17 protein-coding genes are annotated in these 19,835 nt (G+C 71.5%); 4 read left to right on the plus strand and 13 right to left on the minus strand.

What is annotated here, in order from left to right; genetic code table 11:
* From ahbB (AACH10_RS08410) to AACH10_RS08440, 7 genes are read right to left on the minus strand one after another with little or no spacing between them, the layout of a single operon-like run.
* Entirely contained in the window at positions 1-483 is a 483-nt protein-coding gene (ahbB, locus tag AACH10_RS08410; protein WP_341409944.1) for a siroheme decarboxylase subunit beta, read from the minus strand.
* Positions 470-1,009: an Lrp/AsnC family transcriptional regulator gene (locus tag AACH10_RS08415; protein WP_341409945.1), complete on the minus strand. Its 540-nt coding sequence runs from the start codon at positions 1,007-1,009 to the stop codon at positions 470-472. The genes ahbB (AACH10_RS08410) and AACH10_RS08415 overlap by 14 nt, the downstream gene beginning before the upstream one ends.
* The gene (gene ahbB, locus AACH10_RS08420) at positions 996-2,057 is read right to left on the minus strand and encodes a siroheme decarboxylase subunit beta (RefSeq protein WP_341409946.1); all 1,062 of its coding nucleotides are present in this window, start codon (positions 2,055-2,057) and stop codon (positions 996-998) included. The genes AACH10_RS08415 and ahbB (AACH10_RS08420) overlap by 14 nt, the downstream gene beginning before the upstream one ends.
* 2 nt (positions 2,058-2,059) lie before the next feature.
* Positions 2,060-3,370 carry a cytochrome D1 domain-containing protein gene (locus AACH10_RS08425; RefSeq protein ID WP_341409947.1) on the minus strand — a complete coding sequence of 437 codons (1,311 nt, stop codon included), beginning with the start codon at positions 3,368-3,370 and terminating at the stop codon, positions 2,060-2,062.
* The gene (locus AACH10_RS08430; RefSeq protein ID WP_341409948.1) at positions 3,367-3,726 is read right to left on the minus strand and encodes a c-type cytochrome; all 360 of its coding nucleotides are present in this window, start codon (positions 3,724-3,726) and stop codon (positions 3,367-3,369) included. The genes AACH10_RS08425 and AACH10_RS08430 overlap by 4 nt, the downstream gene beginning before the upstream one ends.
* 35 nt (positions 3,727-3,761) lie before the next feature.
* Positions 3,762-4,082: a c-type cytochrome gene (locus AACH10_RS08435; protein WP_341409949.1), complete on the minus strand. Its 321-nt coding sequence runs from the start codon at positions 4,080-4,082 to the stop codon at positions 3,762-3,764.
* 54 nt (positions 4,083-4,136) lie between these two features.
* Positions 4,137-5,906 (minus strand): cytochrome D1 domain-containing protein, encoded by a 1,770-nt coding sequence (locus AACH10_RS08440; protein WP_341409950.1) that lies wholly within the window; start codon positions 5,904-5,906, stop codon positions 4,137-4,139.
* 156 nt (positions 5,907-6,062) lie between these two features.
* Here AACH10_RS08440 and cobA point away from each other — a divergent pair, with 156 nt between their 5' ends.
* The gene (cobA, locus tag AACH10_RS08445) at positions 6,063-6,908 is read left to right on the plus strand and encodes a uroporphyrinogen-III C-methyltransferase (protein WP_341409951.1); all 846 of its coding nucleotides are present in this window, start codon (positions 6,063-6,065) and stop codon (positions 6,906-6,908) included.
* Between the two features lie 15 nt (positions 6,909-6,923).
* Here cobA and AACH10_RS08450 read toward each other — a convergent pair whose 3' ends face one another.
* Positions 6,924-9,977 (minus strand): ATP-binding protein, encoded by a 3,054-nt coding sequence (locus tag AACH10_RS08450; protein ID WP_341409952.1) that lies wholly within the window; start codon positions 9,975-9,977, stop codon positions 6,924-6,926.
* A gap of 65 nt (positions 9,978-10,042) precedes the next feature.
* Between AACH10_RS08450 and AACH10_RS08455 the strand changes: the two genes are divergently transcribed.
* From AACH10_RS08455 to AACH10_RS08465, 3 genes are read left to right on the plus strand one after another with little or no spacing between them, the layout of a single operon-like run.
* Positions 10,043-10,993: a DMT family transporter gene (locus AACH10_RS08455; protein WP_341409953.1), complete on the plus strand. Its 951-nt coding sequence runs from the start codon at positions 10,043-10,045 to the stop codon at positions 10,991-10,993.
* A gap of 20 nt (positions 10,994-11,013) precedes the next feature.
* On the plus strand, positions 11,014-11,802 hold the full coding sequence (locus AACH10_RS08460; RefSeq protein WP_341409954.1) for an SDR family oxidoreductase: 789 nt from the start codon (positions 11,014-11,016) through the stop codon (positions 11,800-11,802).
* 2 nt (positions 11,803-11,804) lie between these two features.
* On the plus strand, positions 11,805-12,425 hold the full coding sequence (locus AACH10_RS08465) for a glutathione S-transferase family protein (protein WP_341409955.1): 621 nt from the start codon (positions 11,805-11,807) through the stop codon (positions 12,423-12,425).
* Between the two features lie 12 nt (positions 12,426-12,437).
* Here AACH10_RS08465 and AACH10_RS08470 read toward each other — a convergent pair whose 3' ends face one another.
* The 5 genes from AACH10_RS08470 to tfpB all read right to left on the minus strand — a co-directional run bounded on the left by AACH10_RS08470 (position 12,438) and on the right by tfpB (position 19,786).
* On the minus strand, positions 12,438-14,096 hold the full coding sequence (locus AACH10_RS08470; RefSeq protein ID WP_423228579.1) for a gamma-glutamyltransferase family protein: 1,659 nt from the start codon (positions 14,094-14,096) through the stop codon (positions 12,438-12,440).
* Positions 14,097-14,112: 16 nt separating this feature from the next.
* Entirely contained in the window at positions 14,113-15,741 is a 1,629-nt protein-coding gene (locus tag AACH10_RS08475) for an MFS transporter (protein WP_341409956.1), read from the minus strand.
* Between the two features lie 108 nt (positions 15,742-15,849).
* Positions 15,850-17,361, minus strand: a complete 1,512-nt coding sequence (locus tag AACH10_RS08480) for a tripartite tricarboxylate transporter permease (protein ID WP_341409957.1) — start codon at positions 17,359-17,361, stop codon at positions 15,850-15,852.
* An 11-nt stretch (positions 17,362-17,372) separates the two neighbouring features.
* Complete coding sequence (locus AACH10_RS08485; RefSeq protein WP_341409958.1) at positions 17,373-17,837, minus strand: tripartite tricarboxylate transporter TctB family protein; 465 nt, start codon at positions 17,835-17,837, stop codon at positions 17,373-17,375.
* A 116-nt stretch (positions 17,838-17,953) separates the two neighbouring features.
* Complete coding sequence (tfpB, locus tag AACH10_RS08490) at positions 17,954-19,786, minus strand: type IV pilus assembly ATPase TfpB (protein WP_341409959.1); 1,833 nt, start codon at positions 19,784-19,786, stop codon at positions 17,954-17,956.
* Between the last annotated feature and the right edge of the window lie 49 nt (positions 19,787-19,835).

Below are 19,835 nucleotides of genomic sequence, written 5' to 3' on the forward strand. Positions count from 1 at the left end.
TCAGTGGTCCTTCAACCGGAGTCCGGTCTTCTTCAAGATCGCGCTGGAGTAGAGGATGTCGTGGCTGCGGCAGGCCGGGCCCAGCAGGCAGTGGATGGCCAGGGCCTGGCGCTCCACCTCGTTGCGGCTGCGGCCATGCACCATGGCGAACAGGTTGTAGGGCCAGTCGGGCCGATGGCGCGGGCGGCGGTAGCAGTGGCTCACGCCGGGCAGGGCGCCGACGCGGTCGCCCAGCTCATCGACCAGGGCGTCGTCCACGTCCCACACGGTCATGCCGTTGGCGGTGTAGCCCAGGCGGTAGTGGTTGGGCACGGCGCCGATGCGGCGGATCAGGCCCTCGTCCAGCATCTGCGACAGGCGCTCGCGCACCTGCTCGCCTGGCACGCCCAGCATGGCGCCCACGGCCTCGTAGGGGCGCGGCACCAGCGGCAGGCCGCCCTGGGTGGCGCCGATCAGCGCGCGGTCGAAGTCAGACAAGGCCATGGGCCAGAGCTCCTGGGTGGGCGCCGGTGTCGCCGGCCGGGGCTGAGGTCAGCGGCAGGCGCAGTTCGACGAAGTACTCGCGTTCCTTGGGGAAGGCCAGCACGGGCAGGCCGGTCTCGGCCTCGATGGCGGCGATCACCGCATCGGCTGCCTGCGTGCTGTCGGTGCCCACGACGAACCACATGTTCAGCGCATGCTCACGGCGGTAGTTGTGGGCGATCTCGTCGTGGGCGTTGACCTGGGCGGCCACTGCGTCGAAGCGGTCCTCGGGCACTGCCATCGCGCACAGCACGAAGCGGCCTCCGGCGCGCTCGATCTGGAACAGCGGGCCGAAGCGGGTGAGCACGCCCTGCGCCAGCAGGCGGCGCAGGCGCTCGATCAGCGCGTCTTCGCCGATGCCCAGGTCCTGCGCCACATCGGCAAAGGGCCGGTCGCTGAGCGGCAGGCCGCCATGCAGGCGCTCGATCAGCAGCAGATCGGCCGGGTCGAGGGCGTCGGCGGTGCCGCGGTGGTCAGATGGGCGCATGGGCGATGTCCTCCAGGGGCAGGTCGGCGGCGACGGCGCCAGGCACCGCCGGCGTGGGCAGGTCGCGGAAGCGCCGCGCACCGGTCTGCTTGAAGCGGCGGCGCGAGAACAGCACGGCCTGCGGCCAGGCGGCCAGGCCGCAGGCCGGCACCACGCGCGCCAGCACCTGCCGCACGGCCTCGCGGTCACGGCCATGCACCATGCAGAACAGGTTGTAGCGCCAGCCGGGCGCACGCTCGCGGCGGTACGCCAGCGTCACACCGGCCTGCTGCGCCAGGGCTTCACCGCAGGCGTCCACGCACTCATCGGGCACGTCGAACACGGTCATGGCATTGGCGCCGAAGCCCAGCTCGTGGTGGCGCACCACAGCGCCGAAGCGACGCAGCGTGCCGCGCGCCAGCCACCCGGCCAGCGTGGCCAGCACGGCCTCGGGCGTGCGGCCCAAAGCCTGGGCCCAGGCGTCGTAGGGGCAGGGCAGCAGCGGCAGGCCTTCCTCGACCAGTGCGGCCAGCGCGCGGTCGCCGTCGCTGACGGCCGCCAGCGCCGGGGCCGAGGCAGCGCGGTGCGCTGCGGGCGCCGCCTGGTCGGGTGCCAGCTTGGCTGTGCGGTGGCGCAGGTCGAAGCCCAGGTCGATGCGGTAGGCGCGGCGCATGCGCAGCGCCACGGCCGGCAGGCCGGTGTCGCGCGCGATCTGCGCCATGGACGCATCCACGGCCTCGGCGTCGCGGCCGGTCATCACGAACCACAGGTTGAAAGCGTGCTCGCGTTCGTAGTTGTGGTTCACGCCCGGATGGGCGGAGACGATGGCGGCCACCGCCTCCAGCCGTTCGGCCGGTACCTGCATGCCGGCCAGCAGCGCGGCGCCGCCGGCACCCTGGCCGAACACGCCGCCGATGCGGCTAAGCTTTCCGTTCGCGTTCATTGCACGATAGGTCGCGATGACCGAGGCCTCGTCACGGCAGGCTGCGGCGGCCACCGTGGCAAAAGGTCGGCGATCCAGCGGAAAGCGCTGCTGCCATGGGTTCAGCAGGGCCAGGGTGTCGTCCATGCTCAGAACCCCATGCGCGCGGCGCGCGCGGTGAAGAAGATGCCACTGGGTGCATCCAGCGCCAGCGTGGCCAGCGGTGCGCGGCGTTGGGTGTCGTAGACCACCACGCGCTGGTCGTCGCGGCAGCTGATCCACACCTGCTCGCCACGCGGCGAGAACTCCAGGTGCAGCACGGCCTTGCCGGGCTCCAGCGTGTCGATGACGCGCTGGCTGGGCGTGTCGATGACCTGCACGCGGTGGTAGTCGGGCACGGCGAAGTTCACCCACACCTGGCGGCCATCGGGCCGCGCGATCACGAACACCGGCTGGCCGGCCACGGGGATGCGGCCCACCTCCTGCCAGGTGCTGGTGTCAACCACCAGCACCTCGTGGCGGCCGATGGCCGGCAGGTAGGCATGGCGGCCGGCCACGGCCCAGCCGCGCAGGTGCGGCATCTTGTACACGGGCAGCGGCTGCTGGCCGCGGCCGTAGCCGTTCAGGATGCGGCGCACGCGGGGCTGCGGCTCCCACAGGTCCACCAGCGCCAGGCCGTCCTCGCCGAACAGGCCGGCGATGTAGTGGCGGCCATCGGGCGTGACCAGCGCGTCGTAGGGCTGGCGACCGATGCCGGGCAGCTGGGTGAGTTGCGGGCGCGTCGGGTCCTGCGACAGGTCGGCGATCCAGATCGCGTCGGCATCGAACAGGCTGAAGGCGAAGCGCCGGCCCGGCAGGTCGACCAGGCCGACGACGCGAGAACGTTTGAGCCCCCCGTCGCCTGCGGCTCCCGCCCCCCCGAGGGTGGACTCGCCCGAGCTTGGGGCGGCCCGGCGCTCGGGCGAGTCCTCCGACCCAGGCCCGTACCAGGCCGGGATGTCGGCCACCAGCGCCAGCGTGCGCGCGTCGAACACCTTCACGCCACCGGGCGTGTAGTTCTGCGCCGCCACCAGCGTGCCATCGGCGCTGATGGCGCCGCCGATGGCATTGCCGGCCTGCATCACCCGCGCCACGATGCGCTGGGTGAGCAGGTTGACCTGGGTGAGGCCGCCATCGCGGCCGAAGACGTAGGCGAAGCGGCCATCGCGCGAGAACACCACCGAGGCGTGCGACAGGTCGCCCAGGCCCGGCACCTCGGCCAGCACGCGGCGCTGCGTGGTGTCCACGATGGCCAGCGTGCCGCGGGCACGCTCGATCACCACGCCCAGGTCGCCGGTGCCGATGGGCTCGGCAGGGCTCGCCACCTTTGGGTCAGGCACCGTGGCGCAGGCGCCCAGGCTGCCCAGCAAGGGGAAGGCAGGCAGCGCAGCGGCCAGCGTGAACAGCGAACGGCGCTTCACCGCGGCGCCTCCTCGGGAAAGCCGGCCACCAGGCGTTGCGCGATCCAGTCGGCCTCGGCCTCGGTGAGCATGGCGCGCCAGCCGGGCATGGGGGTGCCCGGCCGGCCATGGAAGATGGTGCTGGCCAGGAAGACCAGCGGCTTGTCGGCCAGGGCCTCGCGCGTCAGCGCAGGCCCCAGGCCACCGGTCAGGCGCATGCCGTGGCACGAGCCGCAGTCCTGCCGCACCATGCGCACCAGCTGCTGCTGGCGCGGTGCGGCGGGCGCGGCGGCATCGGGTGCCAGGCCCGTGCCCTGCGCGGCCAGCGGGAGGCCCAGGGCCAGAACGGCCGCCGCGCAGGCGTTGGGGTGGGGCATGGCCAGGAACCTGCGCATGACCGGCAAGCGGCGCATCAGGACTTCAGGATGGCCTCGACGGCCGTCTTCAGGTCGGCGTCGCCGATCTTGTCGGCGCCATGCGGCGGCATCGGCACCGGGCCGAACACGCCGGCACCGCCTTTGCGCACCTTCTCGCCCAGTTTGGCCACCACGTCCTGGCCCTTGTACTTGGCGGCGATGTCCTTGAACGACGGGCCGACCAGCTTCTTGTCCTTGGCATGGCAGGCCATGCAGCCGGCCTTGGTGAGCACTTCGTCGGGGTTGGCCCAGGCGTCGGCAGCGGCCAGCGGCAGCGCCACGGCCACCAGCAGGCCCAGCAGGGGACGAACATTCATCGCAGTCTCCTCGGTGCGTGGCGGCGCGTGGACGCGCCGCCGCCGGGTTGGGGATCAGTAGACGTCGTGCTGCGTGTTGTGCACGTTGAAGTGGCCCGTCGGCGTGATCAGGCGCTTGTCCTTGATCACCGCCTTGAGCTTGAGCGTCTTGTCGTCCACGACGACCATGGCGCTCTCCTTGTTCTTGGCGCTCCACACCGCGAACCACACCTCGTCACCGGCCTTGTTGTACTCAGGCTGCACCACGCGCTTGGCACCGTCGTCGGTCAGGCCGGCCCATTCGCCGATCGGCAGCACGGTGTAGCCCTTGGCCAGGTTCTTCACGTCGAACACCGCCACCGACTGCGACAGCTTCGGGTCGGGGTTCAGCGGCGTGTCCACGTACAGGTGCTGGCTCTTCGGGTGGCTCTTGATGAACAGGTTGCCGCCGCCCTGGCCCTTGATCGTCTCCACCACCTTGAAGGCCGAGTCCTTGTGCTTGACCGGGTCGGTGCCGATCAGCGAGATGGTCTCGTCGCCCAGGTGGCCGGTGGCCCACACCGGGCCGAACTTCGGGTGCACGAAGTTGGCGCCGCGTCCCGGGTGCGGGATCTTGCCCACCTCGATCAGCTTGGTGAGCTTGCCTTCCTTCAGGTCGACCGCGGCGATCTTGTTGCTCTGGTTGGCCGCCACCATGAAGTAGCGGCCGGTGGAGTCTACGCCGCCATCGTGCAGGAAGCGCGCGGTGCCGATGGTGGTGACCTTCAGCGCGTCGATGTTGCTGTAGTCCACCAGCAGGGTCTGGCCGGTCTCCTTGACGTTGACCACGAACTCGGGCTTGTAGTGGCTGGCGATGATGCTGGCCACGCGCGGCTCGGGGTGGTATTCCTGCTTGTCGACCGTCATGCCGCGGGTGGCCACGATCTTCAGCGGCTCCAGCGTGTCGCCCTTCATGATCGTGTACTGCGGCGGCCAGTAGCTGCCGGCGATGGCGTACTTGTCCTCGAAGCCCTTGAACTTGCTGGTGTCCACCGAGCGCGCTTCCAGGCCCACGCGGATCTCGGCCACGTTGTCGGGCTTCTCCATCCACAGGTCGATCATGTTGATCTTGGCGTCGCGACCGATCACGAACAGGTAGCGGCCCGAGGCCGACAGTCGGCTGATGTGCACCGCGTAGCCGGTCTTGACGATGTTGATGATCTGCTTGGTGTCGCCGTCGATCAGCGCCACCTCGCCGCTGTCGCGCAGCGTGGTGCTGAAGATGTTGGCGATGTTGTAGTTGTTCATCTTCTTCGTCGGCCGCTTCTCCGGCGGGACGATGACCTTCCAGGTCTTCTTCATGTCGTCCATGCCGAACTCGGGCGGCGTGGGCGCGTCGTGCTGGATGTAGCGGGCCATCAGGTCGACGGTCTTCTCGTCGAAGTCACCACTGGTCAGCCAGTTGGGCATGCCGGCCGGCGAGCCGTAGGCGATGAAGACCTTCAGGTAGTCGCTGCCCTTGGCCTGGGTGATGTCGGGCGTCAGCGGCTTGCCGGTGGCGCCCTTGCGCAGCACGCCGTGGCAGCCCGCGCAGCGCTCGAAATAGATCTGGCGCGCGCGGTCGAACTCGGCCTGCGTCATCGGCGGGGCCTTGGGGTTCGTGCTCTGGTACATCGGCTCGCCGGCCAGCGGCGAGCCACCGGCCTGGTAGTTCATCTCGGCCGGGGTGACGGCCTTCTTGCCGTCGGCGGGCGCGGCCGTCTGGGCCAGGGCGCTCAGGCTGGCCGACAGGGCCAGGGTGGTTGCCAGCACGCAGGCCAGCGGGTTCAGGCGGGGGAGCAGGGTGCGGGAAAGGTGTTGGCTCATGTCCACTCCTTGGGTTGAAACCTCGTCGTGGGGCGCATGGTCTGCGTCTGCCGGCGGCCTGTCCTTGAACTGGTTCAAGGACGCCCGGCGAGCCGCTTCGAACAATGCGCCAACGCAAACACGACGCGGCCGCGGCCGCCGCGAGAGAGGTGCCCCATGAGCGTGATCGGCGAGCCGCTGAAGTTCGACCGGATGCAGGCCCGGCCCGGCAAGGTGACCCTGGTGGGCGCCGGTCCCGGCGATCCGGAACTGCTGACGCTGAAGGCGCTGCGCGCGCTGCAGGCGGCCAGCCTGGTGCTGTACGACGCGCTGGTGGGCGAGGAGGTGCTGGCGCTGATCCCGCCGGGCGCCGACCGCATCGACGTGGGCAAGCGCGCCGGCCACCATTCGCTCAGCCAGACCGCCATCTGCGCGCTGATGCTGCGCCTGGCCGGCAGCGGCCGGCCGCTGCTGCGGCTGAAGGGCGGCGACCCGTACATCTTCGGCCGTGGCGGCGAGGAGGTGCAGGCTCTGGCGAGGGCCGGCATCCCCTTCGAGGTGGTCCCTGGCATCAGTGCGGCCCAGGGGGCGGCCGCCATGGCCGGCATGCCCCTGACCCACCGTGACCATGCCAGCGCCGTGGTGCTGGCCACGGGCCACCTGCGCAGCGAGCGCTGCGGCAGCGATGGCGAGGCTGCCGTCGATCTGGACTGGGACCGGCTGGCCCGTCCGCAGCAGACGGTGGTGATCTACATGGGCATCGGCGCGCTGCCGGTCATCTGCCGCGAACTCGTCGCGCACGGCCTGCCGGCGGACACGCCGGCCGCCACGGTGGAGCGCGCCACGCGGGCCGACCAGCGCACGGTGAGCGGCACGCTGGCCACGCTGCCCGGCCTGGCCCGCGCCCACGCCGTGCAGGCGCCAGCCTTGATCATCGTCGGTGGCGTGGTGTCGCTGCGCGCCGAATTGGCCACCGAGGCGACGCTGGTGAGCGGCCGGCCGGCGTTGCGCCGGGTGGGTTGAGTCGCGACGACGGGGTCAGCCGCCCTTCAGCGCGCCTTCCACCGCCCGCAGCAGCAGGCCGGCGTCGATGGGCTTGGCCAGGAACTGGGCGGCGCCGGCGTCGATGCAGTCGTCGATGCGTTGCGGGCGCGTCTCGGCCGAGACCACGATCACCGGCACGTCGCGCATGCGCGCGTCGGCACGCAGCTGGCGCAGCACCTCGATGCCCGGGCGGTCGGGCAGGTCGAGGTCCAGCAGCACCAGGTCGGCCATCGGCGCCTGCCGCAATCCCTCGGCGGCCGTGCCCACGCACACCAGGCTGACGCCCGGCAGGCGGCCCAGCAGGCCCTGCACCTCGGCCTGGTCGCGCGGGTCGTCCTCGATGTAGAGCACGCTGCCGATGGCCACCTGCGAGGCCAGCGGTGTCATCAGGCTGTTCACCTCGCTGTGCTGGCCGTGGGCCGCGTCGCCCTCGGCGCGCGGCAGGCGCACGCCGAAGACCGAGCCCTCGCCCAGCCGGCTGCTGACCTCCAGCTCGCCGGCCATCAGTTCCAGCAGCTTGCGGCAGATCACCAGGCCGATGCCGGTGCCTTGGTCCTGCAGGCGGCCGGGCGTGGCGCCGCGCTCGCGGCCCAGGCGGTGGAAGGGCGTGAACAGTTCGCCCAGCTTGTCCTCGGGGATGCCCACGCCGGTGTCCTCGACCTCGATGCGCAGCTCGCCCACGCCGGCCGGGCGGGCGCGCAGTTCCACGCGGCCGCCGCGGCGGTTGTACTTGATGGCGTTGGACAGCAGGTTCACCAGCACCTGGCGCAGGCGCATCGGGTCGGCCTGCACCCACTCGGCCTGGGGCGACAGCGACAGGGCCAGTTCCACGCCGGCCTGCTGCGCCGCCGGCTCGACCATGCCCATGGCCTCCTGCGCCAGATCGGGCAGCGACACGGGTTCGAGGTGCAGGCGCAGGCTGCCGGCCTCCATGCGCGACAGGTCGAGCACGTCGTTGATCATGTCCAGCAGGTGCCAGCCGGCCTGGCGGATCTGCGACAGGCCACGCTGGCGGCCACCACCGGTGACCGGGCCACCGTCGCTGCCGGCATCGTCGAGCATCTGCGCGAAGCCCAGGATGGCGTTCAGCGGCGCGCGTAATTCGTGGCTCAGCCGCGCCAGGAAGTCGCTCTTGGTGCGGATGGCGACGGCCGCCTCGTCGCGCTCGCGCTCGGCCTCGCGCAGGCGCAGCACCTGGGTCAGGTCCTGCAGCGCACCCACGGTGGCCACCGGCGCGCCCGTGGCGTCGTTCAGGGTGCGCAGGCTGGCGGCCACCTGCAGCACGCGGCCATCGGCGGTCAGGTAGCGCTGGCGGGTGGCGCCGCCGCCGCCCAGGGCCTCGGCGGTGCCGTCGTCCTCGCTCACGTCGGGCAGGCGGATCTCGGTCAGCGGCCGGTTCAGCAGGGCGTCGGCCTCACAGCCCATCATGCGGCAGAAGGCCGGGTTGACCATCGTCAGCCGGCCCTCGCGGTCGACCAGCGTGACGCCGATGGGCACGCTGTCGAAGATGGCGCGAAAGCGCTGTTCGCTCTCGGCGGCCACGCGCTCGGCGCGGCGGCGCTCTTCCACCTCGGTCTGCAGCGCGGCGGTGCGCTCGCGCACGCGGTCCTCGATGCGGCGCAGCCGGCCGGTCAGCGCCAGCAGCAGCACGGCCAGCATCGCCATGCCGGTCAGCGTGGGCAGGGCCAGCAGCCAGGCCGCGGTGAACAGGCGGTTGTCGGCCGTGGGGGGCTCGATCACCAGCAGGTCCAGCCGCCGGTCGGCCAGTTGCAGGCGGCCGGCCTGGGTGCGCGTGGCGCCTTCGGTGGCGCGGGTGTTGCACGCCTCGGGTCCGGCCAGGCGCTGCAGGCCGCTGGTGGCCTCGGTGCGGCCGTCGTACACGCACAGGCGCAGGTTGGGATCGTCGGCGTCGGGCAGCGCGGGCTCCAGCTGGCGCTGCAGGTCCAGCAGGGCCACGACCACGCGGCGCGGGGCCTTGGCCTCGGCCGGCAGGGCCTGGGCCAGCAGCATCGCCGCGGCACCGGGGGCGGCGGGTTCGGCGTGCGGCGCCTCGTCGGCCAGTGCGCGGCGCGCCAGGCGGACCAGCACCGGCGAACCCTGCAGCGCCTGGGCGGCGGCGGGCTGGGGCGCATGCAGGTGCCCGGGGGCCACCGGTGCGTCGGCGGCGCCGTCGGCGGGCAGTTCCACCCAGCCGGCCGCACGCAGCCCGGGTGAGCGCTGCATCCAGCTGGCGGCCAGCGTGTCGAAACTGGCTGCGGTCAGCTGGCTGCCGCCCACCACCAGAACGCTGCGCAAGGCCAGCACGACATCCAGCGGATCGGCGGCCAGCTGCTGCAGGCGCTGCTGGCGCGAGGCCGCGTCATGGTCGAAGCGCACCTGCAGGCGCGTCTCATCGCGGCGGGCCACCTGGTGGATGCCGGGCAGCATCACCGCCATCAGCAGCAGCAGGGGCATGGCCACCGGCCGGCGGCGCAGGCGCCAGGCCTCCAGCGGGCGCGCCAGCCAGCACAGCAGCACCGGTGCGACGATGACGATGGCGGCCCAGTCGGCCACCCAGCGGCCAGCCGCAGCGGCCGCCACCGGGCGCGAGAACAGGGCCTGGCCGTCACTTGCTGCGGCCAGCGCGGCGGTGGCCAGCGCGCCCAGCGTGGCCGCCGCCGGGGCGGCCACCACGGCGAAGCGGCGCAGGCGCGGTCCGTCGTCGAGCTGCAGCAGGTGGGCATCGGCCGCATGGCGCAGCAGCCAGCCGGTGAGCGCGGTCTGCAGCGCCAGCACCGCAGCCTCGGCGATCAGCACCGGCCAGGCCTGGGCGGCCAGCGCACCGCCCAGCAGCACGCCCAGCAGGCCGGCGGGCACCGTCCAGCGCCCGCGCGACAGGCCGGCGGCCACCATCACGCCCAGCACCAGGCTCAGCGGGGCCAGCGCCGCGGCACCCAGGGGGATGCGTGGCAGCCAGGCTTGCAAGGCGCTGCACAGCAGGGCCAGCAGCACCGTGCGCAAGGCGGCACGACCGGCATGGGCGGAGGCGGGTACGGCGGTGTCGATCATGGTCAGCGGCCGAGTATCACCCAGGCGCCGCGCCGGCCCGGGCGGGCTTTCTACAATGGGCTCCCATGTCGTCCGCACCGCCTCTTGCCCCGGCAGCACCTTCGGCCGCCGGCGCCTCGCGGGCTTGGGTGGGGCCGCTGCTGGCCGTGACCGGAGCCATCGCCTTCTCGGGCAAGGCCATCATCGTGAAGCTGGGCTACCGCCACACGCTGGCGGGCGGCGCCGAGCCGGTGGATGCATTGACGCTGGTGATGCTGCGCATGCTGGTGGCGCTGCCCTTTTTCATGCTGCTGGCCTGGTGGGGCGGGCGGGGCCGGCCGGGGCTGACCCGCCGTGAGCTGGCCGCGGTGGCGGCGCTGGGTTTCTCGGGCTACTACCTGGCCAGCACGCTGGACTTCCTGGGCCTGCAGTACATCAGCGCCAGCCTGGAGCGCTTGATCCTCTACATCACGCCCACGGTGGTGGTGCTGCTGTCGCAATGGCTGTTCGGCCGCCGCGCCACGCGCGGGCAGTGGCTGGCCATGGGCCTGGCCTATGTGGGCCTGCTGCTGGTGTTCGGCCGCGAACTGCATTTCGAGGGACCGCGCGTGGCGCTGGGCGCCGGCCTGGTGCTGGCCAGCACGCTGAGCTATGCGCTGTACATGATCTACAGCGGCGAGTGGGTGCGCCGCATCGGCGCGCAGCGCCTGGCCGGCTGGGCCAGTGCCGTGGCCTGTGCGCTGTGCCTGGCGCAGTTCGTGGCCCTGCGGCCGCTGGCCACGCTGGCGGCGGTGCCGGCGCCGGTGTGGTGGCTGTCGATCGTCAACGGCACGCTGTGCACCGTGGCGCCGGTGCTGATGGTGATGATGGCCATCGAGCGCATCGGCTCGGCGCGGGCCTCGCAACTGGGCATGATCGGTCCCATCGCCACCATCCTGATGGGCGTGGTGTGGCTGGACGAGCCGCTGACCGGCTGGCTGGTGGCCGGCACGCTGTGCGTGCTGGGCAGCGTGGCCTGGCTCGCGCGTCTGAAATAGCTTTCTCTCTGGAGCACAACATGGATCTGGGACTGCAAGGCAAATGGGCGCTGGTGTGCGCCGCCAGCAAGGGGCTGGGCAAGGGCTGTGCGCAGGCCCTGGCGCGCGAGGGCGTGAACCTGGTGGTCACCGCCCGCGGTGCCGAGGCGCTGCAGGCCACGGCGGCCGAACTGCGCACGCTGCACCCGGGCATCACCGTGCACGCGGTGGCCGGCGACATCACCACGCCCGAAGGCCGCGCTGCCGCGCTGGCGGCCTGCCCGCAGGTGGACATCCTGATCAACAACGCCGGCGGCCCGCCGCCGGGCGACTTCCGCGACTGGGAGCGCGAGGCCTGGATCAAGGCGCTGGACGCCAACATGCTGACGCCGATCGAGCTGATCAAGGCCACGGTGGACGCGATGGCCTCGCGCGGCTTCGGCCGCGTGGTCAACATCACCTCGGGCGCGGTGAAGGCGCCGATCGACATCCTGGGCCTGTCGAACGGCGCGCGCAGCGGGCTCACCGGCTTCGTGGCCGGGCTGGCGCGCCAGCCGCGGCTGGCCGGCGCCAACGTCACCATCAACAACCTGCTGCCCGGCGCCTTCGACACCGACCGGCTGCAGACCACCCTGAAGGGCGCGGCGGCGAAGGAGGGTGTGCCGGTGCAGGAGATCGCCGCCCGCCGGGCCCGCGGCGTGCCGGCCGGCCGCTTCGGCACGGCCGAGGAATTCGGCGCCTATTGCGCCTTCATCTGCAGCGCCCATGCCGGCTACCTGACCGGCCAGAACCTGCTGATGGACGGCGGCGCCTACCCCGGTACCTATTGAGCATGTTGCGCGTCCTCGGCCAGCCGGCCTCGATCAATGTGCGCAAGGTGCTGTGGACCTGCGCCGAGATCGGCCTGGCGGTCGAGCGCGAGGACTGGGGCGGCAGCACGCGCTCGCCCCAGACGCCCGGCTTCCTGGCGCTGAACCCCAACGGCATGGTGCCGGTGATCGTGGATGGCGAGCAGGTGCTGTGGGAATCGAACACCATCTGCCGCTACCTGGCCGCGCGGCACGGCCGCACCGATCTGCTGCCGCTCGGGGCCGGTGAGCGCGCCCGCGTGGAGCAGTGGATGGACTGGCAGATCGCCGAGCTGAACCCGGCCTGGTCGCCGGCCTTCGTGCACCTGGTGCGCGGACGCGAGATGCCGGCCGACCGCGTGGCGGCCAGCACCGCGGCCTGGCACCGGCTGATGGCGCTGCTCGACCGCCACCTGGCCGATGGCCGCGCGCACGTTTGTGGCGAGACGTTCACGCTGGCCGACGTGGTGCTGGGCCTGTCGGCCAACCGCTGGCGCGAGACGCCGCTGGCGGACCGGCCGGCGCTGCCCGCGGTGCAGCGCTGGATGGCGCGGCTGGCGCAGCGCGACGGCTGCCGCCAGTTCGGGATCAATGGGCTGGTTTGACGCCGCCGCCGCTCACCAGCCCGCCACCAGGCCGTCGCGCCGCGGATCGCTGGCGGCCACATAGCCCTCGACCGCCGGATCGCCCAGGCGCCAGATGAACTGGCCGGCGCCGAAGTCCTGGTAGCTGTCCTGGATCACTTCGGTGCGGTGGCCCAGGTCGCGCAGGCCCTGCACCACGGCCGGGTCCATCGCGGCCTCCACGTTGATCTCCAGCCCGGCATTGAAGCGCCAGCGCGGCGCGTCGCAGGCGGCCTGCGGGTTCTGGCCGAAGTCGAGCATGCGCACCAGGGTTTGCATGTGGCCCTGCGGCTGCATGTTGGCGCCCATCACGCCGTAGCTCATCACCGGCTGGCCGTCCTTCGTCAGGAAGGCCGGGATGATGGTGTGGAAGGGCCGCTTGCCCGGCGCCACCCCATTGGCGTTGCCGGCCTGCAGGCTGAAGGCATGGCCGCGGTTCTGCAGGTGCACACCGTACTCGGGCACCACCACGCCCGAGCCGAAGCCCATGTAGTTGCTCTGGATGAAGCTGACCATCATGCCGCGCTCGTCGGCCGCGGTCAGGTAGATGGTGCCGCCCTTGACCGGGTTGCCGGCGCCGAAGTCCTGTGCGCGCTTCGGGTCGATCAGCCGGGCGCGCTGGGCCAGGTAGGCCGGGTCCAGCATCTGCTCGGCCGTGACCTCCATGCTCGCGGGCTCGGCCACGTAGCGGTAGACGTCGGCGAAGGCCAGCTTCATGGCCTCGATCTGCAGGTGCTGGGCGGCCAGGCTGTCGGCGCCCAGGCCGGCCAGGTCGAAGTGCTGCAGGATGCCGAGTGCGATCAGCGCCGCGATGCCCTGGCCATTGGGCGGGATCTCGTGCAGGCGGTGGCCGCGGTAGTCCTGGCCGATCGGTGTGACCCATTCGGGCCGGTACGCGGCCAGGTCGGCCACGGTCATCGCACCGCCCTGCGCGGCGGCCTGGCGTGCCAGGGCTTCAGCGATCTCGCCGCCGTAGAAGGCGGCGCCGCGCGTGGCGGCGATGGCCTTCAGCGCCTTGGCGGCACCGGTGAAGCGGAACAGCTCGCCCACCGCCGGGGCGCGGCCGCGCGGCAGAAAGGTCTCGGCAAAGCCCGGCTGCGAGGCCAGGGCCTGCACCTGGGCGGCGGCGGCCCACTTCTCCTGCACCACCACCGGCACGGCATAGCCACGCTCGGCGATCTCGATGGCCGGGGCCATCAGGTCGGCAAACGGCAGCTTGCCGTAGCGCTCGCTCAGGGCCACCCAGGCCGACACGGCGCCCGGCACGGTGACGGCGTCCCAGCCGCGCACCGGCGGGTTCACCGCAGCGTCGCCATGCTTGCGGCGGAAGTACTCGGGCGTCCAGGCCGCCGGTGCACGGCCCGAGGCATTCAGCCCGTGCAGCTGGCCGGTGGCGGGATCCCACAGGATGCAGAAGGCGTCGGAGCCCAGGCCGTTGCTGCAAGGCTCGACGATGGTCATCACGGCGGCGGTGGCCACGGCCGCGTCCACGGCATTGCCGCCCTGGCCCAGGATGCGCAGGCCGGCCTGCGCGGCCAGCGGGTGCGAGGTGGCCACCACGTTGCGGGCGAACACCGGCAGGCGGGTGGAGCGGTAGGGGCTGCGGTAGTCGAAATCGTGGGTCATGGTCCGTGGCTCCGGAACGTGGGTCATGGTGAGGATGTGGGCGTCAGCGCATCGCGCGGTCGGCCAGGTAGCGCTGCACGCGTGGCACCTCGGGGCGCAGGTGGAAGGCCAGGCGCTGCTCGCGCAGGTCGCGGTCGGCGGCGGTGAACCGCTCCTGCCGGCGCAGGTGCTCGGTCCAGCTCTCGTCGACGAAGTATTCCAGGTAGCGGCCCGGCACCGCGGTGTCGCGGAACAGGCCCCAGCTCAGCACGCCCTGGCGGCGGCGCGCGGCGCGGGTGTCCTGCATCACGCGCGCGAAGTCGTCGGCACGCGCGGGGTCGATGAAGTACTCCACGGTCACCATCACCGGGCCCTCGTCATGCTCGATCGGGATCACCGGCGCTTCGGCCACGCCGGCCACGGCGGCCGGCGTGTGGTCCATCTCGGCGCCGCCTTCCACGCTCAGGCGACGGGTGGCCAGCAGGAACAGCGGGCCGGCGATCGCGGCGGCCACCACGGCGGTGTTCACGCTGCTGTGGCTGGCCACCCAGCCCCAGATCATCGAGCCGGCGGCCGATCCGCCCATCAGCGCCATCTGGTAGGTGGACATGCCGCGCGCGCGCACCCAGTCGGGCAGGGCCATCTGCGCGGCCACGCTCAGCGTGTTGGCGGTGGAGATCCAGGCCATGCCCAGCAGCATCATCGCCGGCAGCGCCAGCCACAGGTTGGGCGCGAAGACCACGGCCACCGACAGTGCCGCATGCATCACCGTGCCGGCGCGCACGAAGGCGTCGCGGCCGAAGCGTGCACGCAGCGCCGGAAAGCACAGCGCCGCCACGATGGCGCCGCCGCCCAAGGCGGCCAGCAGCACGGTGAAGGTGGCCGGCCCCGCGCCGGGCAGGCGCAGCGCCACCAGCGGCAGCAGGGCGCTGAGCGAGGCCACCTGCAGGAAGAACGTGAAGATGCGCAGCAGCACGATGCGCATGCGCGGGTTCTGCGCCACATGCTGCACGCCCACGCGCATGGCGCCTACGAAGCGCTCGCCGGGCAGGGCGCTGGTCTGTGGCTGCGATTTCCAGCGCAGGATCAGCCACGAGGCGGCCACGGCCAGCACGGCATTGAGCACGAACACCGCCGCGCCGCCGGCCATCACCGTGAGCAGCGCGCCGGCGATCATCGGCCCGACCACGCGGGCCAGGTTCATCGAGATGCCGTTGAGCGCCAGCGCCGACGGCAGTTCCTGGCGCGTGACCACCGAGGGCACGATGGCCGAGAACACCGGCCAGCGCAGCGCCAGGCCGATGCCGTTGGCGAAGGTGAGCGCCAGCAGCAGCGCCGGCGTCATGCCCCCGAGCAGCGACAGCGTCGCCAGCACCAGGGCCACGGCCGCCACCCACATCTGCGTGGCGGCGTAGTAGCGGCGCCGGTCCAGGATGTCGGCCAGCGCGCCGCTGGGCAGACCCAGCACGAACACCGGCAGCGTGGACGCGGTCTGCACCAGGGCCACCATCACCGGGCTGGTGGTCAGCGAGGTCATCAGCCAGGCGGCCGCGACGTCGTTCATCCACATCGTGAGGTTGGCCGCCGCCCAGGTGAACCACAGGCTGCGGAACACCGGCCCGCCCAGCGGCGCCAGCGCACCGGGCAGTTCACGGCGGGGCGGCGGGCTGGGATCGGGGGCAGAGGTACTCATGGACGAATGTGCGAGGGTAGCCCGGAATGAACAACGGCCCCGCATGCGGGGCCGTTGGAATCAGGTCGTGGGCAGCGATGCCAGGATCAGCACGCTGCGGTCACGTTCTCAATCTTCAACGAAGGCTTCCTCGCGCTTGGCCTTGATCGACGGCAGCATCACCACCACGATCATCAGGAAGGCGGCGATCAGCAGGCCGGCCGACAGCGGGCGCGTGGCGAAGGTGGACCAGTCACCGCGCGACAGCAGCAGCGCGCGGCGCAGGTTCTCTTCCATCATCGGGCCCAGGATGAAGCCCAGCAGCAGCGGCGCCGGCTCGCAACCCAGCTTGTAGAACAGGTAGCCTGCCACCGCGAAGCCGCCGGTCATGAACACGTCGAAGCTGCTGTTGTTCAGCGTGTAGGTGCCGATGCAGCAGAACACCACGATGGCCGGGAACAGGAAGCGGTAGGGCACGGTCAGCAACTTGATCCAGATGCCGATCAGCGGCAGGTTCAGGATCACCAGCATCAGGTTGCCCACCCACATCGAGGCGATCAGGCCCCAGAACAGCTGCGGGTTGCTGGTCATCACCTGCGGGCCGGGCTGGATGCCCTTGATGGTCATCGCGCCCACCATCAGCGCCATCACGGCGTTGGGCGGGATGCCCAGCGTCAGCATCGGGATGAAGCTGGTCTGCGCGCCGGCGTTGTTGGCCGACTCGGGACCGGCCACGCCGCGGATGTTGCCCTTGCCGAACGGCACTTCGTCCTTGCGGCCGCGGGTTTTTTTCTCGACCGTGTAGGCCGCGAACGAGGCCAGCAGCGCACCGCCACCGGGCAGCACGCCCAGCAGCGAGCCCAGCGTGGTGCCGCGCAGCACGGCCGGGAAGGCGTCCTTGAAGTCCTGCGCCGTGGGCCACAGGCCCTTGACGTCCTTGGTGAAGACCTCGCGGTGCTCGGCCGGTTGGCCCAGGTTGGCGATGATTTCACCGAAGCCGAACACGCCCATGGCGATGGCCACGAAGCCGATGCCGTCGGTCAGTTCGGGGATGTCGAAGCTGTAGCGCGGCACGCCCGAGATCACGTCGGTGTTGATCTGGCCCAGCAGCAGGCCCAGCAGGATCATCGCGATGGCCTTGACCAGCGAGCCCGAGGCCAGCACCACGGCGCCGATCAGGCCCAGCACCATCAGGCTGAAGTACTCGGCCGGGCCGAACTTGAAGGCCAGTTCGGTCAGCGGCGGCGCGAAGGCGGCGATGATGATCGTGCCCACGCAGCCGGCGAAGAACGAGCCCAGGCCGGCCGCGGCCAGCGCGGCACCGGCGCGGCCCTTGCGGGCCATCTGGTAGCCGTCGATGGCCGTGACCACCGAGCTGGATTCACCCGGCACGTTGATCAGGATGGCGGTGGTGGAGCCACCGTATTGCGCGCCGTAGTAGATGCCGGCCAGCATGATGAGGGCGGGCGTGGCGTCCAGCGCGTAGATGCTGGGCAGCAGCATCGCGATGGTGGCCACCGGGCCCAGGCCGGGCAGCACGCCGATCAGCGTGCCCAGGATGGCGCCGAAGAAGGCGTAGGCCAGGTTCTGCAGCGTGAAGGCGACGCCGAAGCCCAGCGCCAGATTGTTCAGAAGTTCCATGGTTCAGTGCCTCACGCGCCCAGGAAGGTGGGCCACAGCGGGATGGTGAGGTTCAGGCCCTTGATGAAGATGAGCCAGGAACCGGCGGTCAGGATCACGGCGTTGATGACCGCGTCCTTCCAGTGGAACTCGTCGCCGGCGGTCGACGCCATCAGCACCAGGATCGGCAGCGTGGCGATCATGCCCAGCTTGGGCAGCAGCACGCCGAACACCATGACCGAGGCCACGATGATGACCAGCGGCTTCCAGGCCCAGGCGCCGATCTTGTCGCCGTCTTCGGTTTCCACCGTCAGCGAGCCGAACAGCACCATGGCGCCCAGCACGGCCATCAGCAGGCCCAGGCCGAAGGGAAAGTAACCGGGGCCGGGACGGGCCGACGAGCCGAAGCTGTAGTTCGTGGCGCCCCAGGCAAAGCCCAGGCCCACGGCAATGAACATGAGCCCCGACCAGAAATTCTTCTGGCTCTTGATCTTCACGGATTGGTCTCCTCAGACAGCGGATTAGCTGCGGGAGATTCTAGGCAGCGCCCCCCAGGCCTCCGCTGTGGTTTCCACGTAACGGGGCGGGCGTCGCCTGGGTGACAGTCAGGGTGTCAGTGCTCGTCCCAGCTGGGCGTGGCGCGCAGGATCTCGTCGACCGTGGTCACGCCTTCGGCCACCTTCATCATGCCGGCCATGCGCAGCGGGCGCATGCCGTTCTTCACCGCGCGCCGGCGCAGCGACGCGATGTCGTGCGCCGGGTGGATGGCCTGGCGTGCGGCCTCGTCCACCTCCAGCAGCTCGTACAGGCCCACGCGGCCGCGGTAGCCGGTGTTGCGGCAGGCCTGGCAGCCCACCGGCCTGTAGGGCCGCACCGCGCCGGTCAGGCGCCAGGGTTTGCCCAACTCGTCCAGCGCCTCGCGGGTCAGCGCGTCGTCGCGCTGCTTGCAGGCCGGGCACAGCGTGCGGGCCAGGCGCTGGGCCAGCACGCCGATCACGGTGGCCGAGATCAGGTAGGGCGGCACGCCCAGGTCGGCCAGGCGGGTGATGGCCGAGGCCGCGTCGTTGGTGTGCAGGGTGCTGAACACCAGGTGGCCGGTCAGCGCGGCCTGGATGGCCATCTCGGCGGTGGGCAGGTCGCGGATCTCGCCGACCATGATGATGTCCGGGTCCTGGCGCATCAGCGCGCGCAGGCCGTCGGCAAAGCCCAGGTCGAGGGCGGCCTGCACCTGGGTCTGGTTGAAGGCCGGCTCGATCATTTCGATCGGGTCTTCGACGGTGCACACGTTCACCGTGTCGTTGGCCAGGGCCTTCAGCGTGGAGTACAGCGTGGTGGTCTTGCCGCTGCCGGTGGGGCCGGTGACCAGCACGATGCCGTGCGGCCGCGCAATCAGCCGCTGCCAGCGCTCGGCGTCGTGGCTGGAGAAGCCCAGCTCGGCGATGCCCTTGACCACGGTGTCGGGGTCGAACACGCGCATCACCAGCTTCTCGCCGAAGGCAGTGGGCAGCGTGGACAGGCGCATTTCCACCTCGCCGCCGGGGCCGTCGGGCGTGTCGGGCCGGCGGGTCTTGATGCGGCCGTCCTGCGGGCGGCGGCGCTCCACCACGTCCATGCGGCCCAGCAGCTTGATGCGCGCGGTCATCGCATTCATCACCGGCGTGGGCACCTGGTAGACGGTGTGCAGCACGCCGTCGATGCGGAAGCGGATCGCGCCCATGTCGCGCCGCGGCTCGAGGTGGATGTCGCTGGCGCGCTGGTCGAAGGCGTACTGCCACAGCCAGTCGACCACCTGCACCACGCCCTGGTCGTTGGCGTCGAGCTGCTTGTTGGCCTGGCCCAGCTCCACCAGCTGTTCGAAGCTGGCGGTGGCCGCGGTCTCGCCGGTCTTCTGCGCCTGGCGCACGCTGCGCGCCAAGCTGTAGAACTCGGCCGTGTAGCGGGCGATGTCCTCGGGGTTGGCCAGCACCAGGCGCACGCGGCGCCGGCCGGCCGATTCGATCTCGGCCACCCAGGCGGTGTCGAAGGGCTCACTGGTGGCCACGGTGACGGCATCGGCTGCCACGTTGACCGGCAGCACCTTGCGCATCTCGGCGTACTGCAGGCTCATCACCTCGGCCACGCGGCCCACGTCCACCTTCAGCGGGTCGATGCGCAGGTAGGGCAGCTGGGTGCGGCGCGCCAGCCATTCGGTCAGCGCCTCGGCATCGAGGGCGCGGCCGGCGTGCTGCAGGCCGGCGCCGCCCAGGCGCACCAGCGCGTGCAGGCTGGAGTCGCCGGCGCCAAAGCGCTGTGCCACGCGGTCGGCGTCGGCCGGGCTGATCAGGCCGTCCTCGCGCAGCCACTCCAGCAGTTCGCGCCATTCCAGCCGGTTGCGGCGCGGGCGTGTTGCCGGGGCGGCCGGGGAAGGCGCGGCCGGACTGCGGCTGCGGGGCGGGGCGCTGGTCATGGCGGGCATGTTAGCCGCCGTGCCTGCCGACCAGCCGTTGAAGAACAGG

This window comes from Pseudaquabacterium inlustre (assembly GCF_038066595.1).
In the GTDB taxonomy this organism is placed as follows: Bacteria; Pseudomonadota; Gammaproteobacteria; order Burkholderiales; family Burkholderiaceae_C; genus Pseudaquabacterium; species Pseudaquabacterium inlustre.